Source organism: Leisingera sp. F5, from assembly GCF_001593695.1.
The window spans coordinates 1-2275 of record NZ_LUKH01000492.1; the positions used below are offsets into that span (position 1 = coordinate 1).

Annotated in this window: 4 protein-coding genes; 2 read left to right on the plus strand and 2 right to left on the minus strand. The window is 58.0% G+C overall.

Annotated elements, in window-relative coordinates; all coding sequences use genetic code 11:
* Positions 1–372, plus strand: a 372-nt coding sequence (locus A2I95_RS32330; protein ID WP_291736423.1) for a DUF1810 domain-containing protein, incomplete at its 5' end; no start/stop codon positions are given.
* A gap of 79 nt (positions 373–451) precedes the next feature.
* Positions 452–736, plus strand: coding sequence for an SCP2 sterol-binding domain-containing protein (locus A2I95_RS32335; RefSeq protein ID WP_027256997.1), 285 nt, complete (start codon positions 452–454; stop codon positions 734–736).
* Between the two features lie 73 nt (positions 737–809).
* On the opposite strand, the gene A2I95_RS32340 is transcribed toward A2I95_RS32335, so the two are convergent.
* Positions 810–1523, minus strand: coding sequence for an HAD family hydrolase (locus A2I95_RS32340; RefSeq protein ID WP_291736428.1), 714 nt, complete (start codon positions 1521–1523; stop codon positions 810–812).
* Positions 1523–2275: aminotransferase class IV (locus tag A2I95_RS32345; RefSeq protein WP_291736426.1), on the minus strand; the 753-nt coding region annotated here is incomplete at its 5' end. The genes A2I95_RS32340 and A2I95_RS32345, both read right to left, overlap by 1 nt.

Here is a 2275-nt window from a genome sequence, read left to right on the forward strand (position 1 = left end):
GCTGTACTGGCTGAACTCTCCGCAGGACAAAAGACGAGCCACTGGATGTGGTTCGTCTTTCCCCAATTGGCCGAACTGGGCCAATCGCACATGGCACAGCTTTACGGGATCGAAGACCTGGCCGAGGCCACAGCCTATCTGAACCACGAAAAGCTGCGCAGCCGCTTGGTGGACGCCAGCCGTCTGATGCTGCAGCATCAGGGTTCAGATCCCGTGCAAATCCTCGGCAGTACCGACGCCAAGAAACTGCGCTCTTCGATGACGTTGTTTGCAGCTGTGCCCAGTGCGCCGGCGGAATTCCGGCAGGTGCTTGAGATCTTCTATGGCGGTCAGCCCTGTCCACTGACCAAGGCAGCTCTTGCCGGGACGTAACCCGGCGCCCTCCCCTTTGGTCACTATTGCCCGGTATCCCTAACGTGCCTAACCCTCACCGCGAGCAAGGGAGGAACATATGGCACTTCAGGACATCGCCGAGGACATCCGGACAGGTCTGGCTGGAAAGAGCTTTGACGGCACGCTGAAATTCGACTGTGGGGAGGATGGCGTTATCGTGCTCGCCGAAGGCGGTGCCAGCACCTATGACTGTGACACCGACTGCACGCTTCAGCTTTCCAGAGAGAACCTGAAAAAGCTTCTCACCGGCAAGCTCAACCCGATGACGGCCGTAGTGATGGGAAAAATAAAAATCTCCGGCGACATGGGTGTTGCCATGAAACTGGGCAAACTGATCGGCTGAGCCTCTTCTTCTGACTGAAAACATCCTGGGGGTGAGCGCCGCAGGCGCGAGGGGGCAACGCCCCCTTCTCCCTTCAGATTTTCGCTGCCTTCATTTGCTCATATAAAGGCAGCGCCGCCTGCAGCACGGGCTGCAGGTCTTCCGGCACCTCCGGCAGCGGGCCTTCCGGGCCAGCAAATCCGGTTGAATTCCAGACCGCACCGTACCAATGCGCCGCCCACACGCCGTCGTCCTTATGTCCGCCCCTTGGCCAGGTCAGCATCTTCGGGGAATACGGCATGCCAACCGTCTCGCACAACTGTTCCAGTTTGCCTGCCGGATCATTCCGAATGTCATGGCTGTCCACGACAACCGGTGCATGTCCCCAGCTGCGCACCAGTTCGAGCAGCTCCGCCTGCTGGCGGAATCCAATGTCTTCCAATGTGGGATTTTCCCGTTTCACCGCATATGAGGCGATCACACGGGCAGGATGACGGATCAGAAAGACATTAGTGACCTCTTGCATCCACTGCCGCGGAACGCCGGGGATCATATGCTGTGTCATGTGTTTTTGATAGTAGTACGGCTTGGCGCCTGGAACCTGCCCCAACAGCGCCTCTGCCACCGTGTTCGGATCCCGCGGCTGGCTGTCCAGAATTTCTCCCCGCATCGGGTGGCTCAGGCCGGTCATCGCCAGATAGGCGGCATAAAACGGTTCATCCACCACCGCGCAGTCACCCCGGTTGCCAAAGGCGTACATCAACGCCGTCGACAGGTTCCGCGGCCCGGACCACATGGCAATCCGCATCATGCGCACTCCTTTTCGATCAGATCCTTATAGAGGGCACGAAGATTTTCGGTCATGGGTCCCATCTGACCGCTGCCGATCTGCCGCCCGTCGATGCTGCCCACCGGTGTCTGCGCCCCGAAAGTGCCAGTCAGAAAGGCTTCGTCGGCACCGTATGCATCCACCAGCGAATAGTTCCGCTCGTGAACTGGGATACTGTTGGCGCGGCACAAGTCGATCACTTTCTGCCGGGTAATGCCGTTCATGCAATAATCCCCGGTCGAAGTCCAAACCTCCCCCTTGCGCACGATGAAAAAATTGCAGGCATTTGTGGTGTTTACAAAGCCATTCACGTCCAGCATCAGCGCCTCATCTGCGCCGGCCTTTTCGGCGGCGATACAGGCGATGATACAGTTCAACTTGGAGTGGGAATTCAGTTTGGGGTCCTGCGTCATCGGCAGCCCGCGGATATGCGGCACTGTGGCCAATTTTATCGGACGCGGCAGATTGGGCCGGGAATGCTCCATGATAATGGTAATCGTCGGACCTTGCTGCGACAGCGAAGGGTGCTGGAAAGGACGTGTCTTTACCCCGCGCGTGACCATCAACCGGGCATGGGCATCAGTGGTCATTCCATTGGCTTTCTGTGTCTCTAACACAGCGGATTTCACGCCCTCCCAGTTCAACCCGATATCCAGGTCAATCGCCTTGGCAGCCTCAAACAGCCGGTCCAAATGTTCTTCAAAGAAGGCCCAGGTTCCATTGTACAACCG

Excerpts from the sequence above, each read along its gene's own strand:
- A2I95_RS32340 (WP_291736428.1), bottom strand. The coding sequence starts at position 1,523 with ATGCGGATTGCCATGTGGTCCGGGCCGCGGAACCTGTCGACGGCGTTG.
- A2I95_RS32335 (WP_027256997.1), top strand. The coding sequence starts at position 452 with ATGGCACTTCAGGACATCGCCGAGGACATCCGGACAGGTCTGGCTGGA.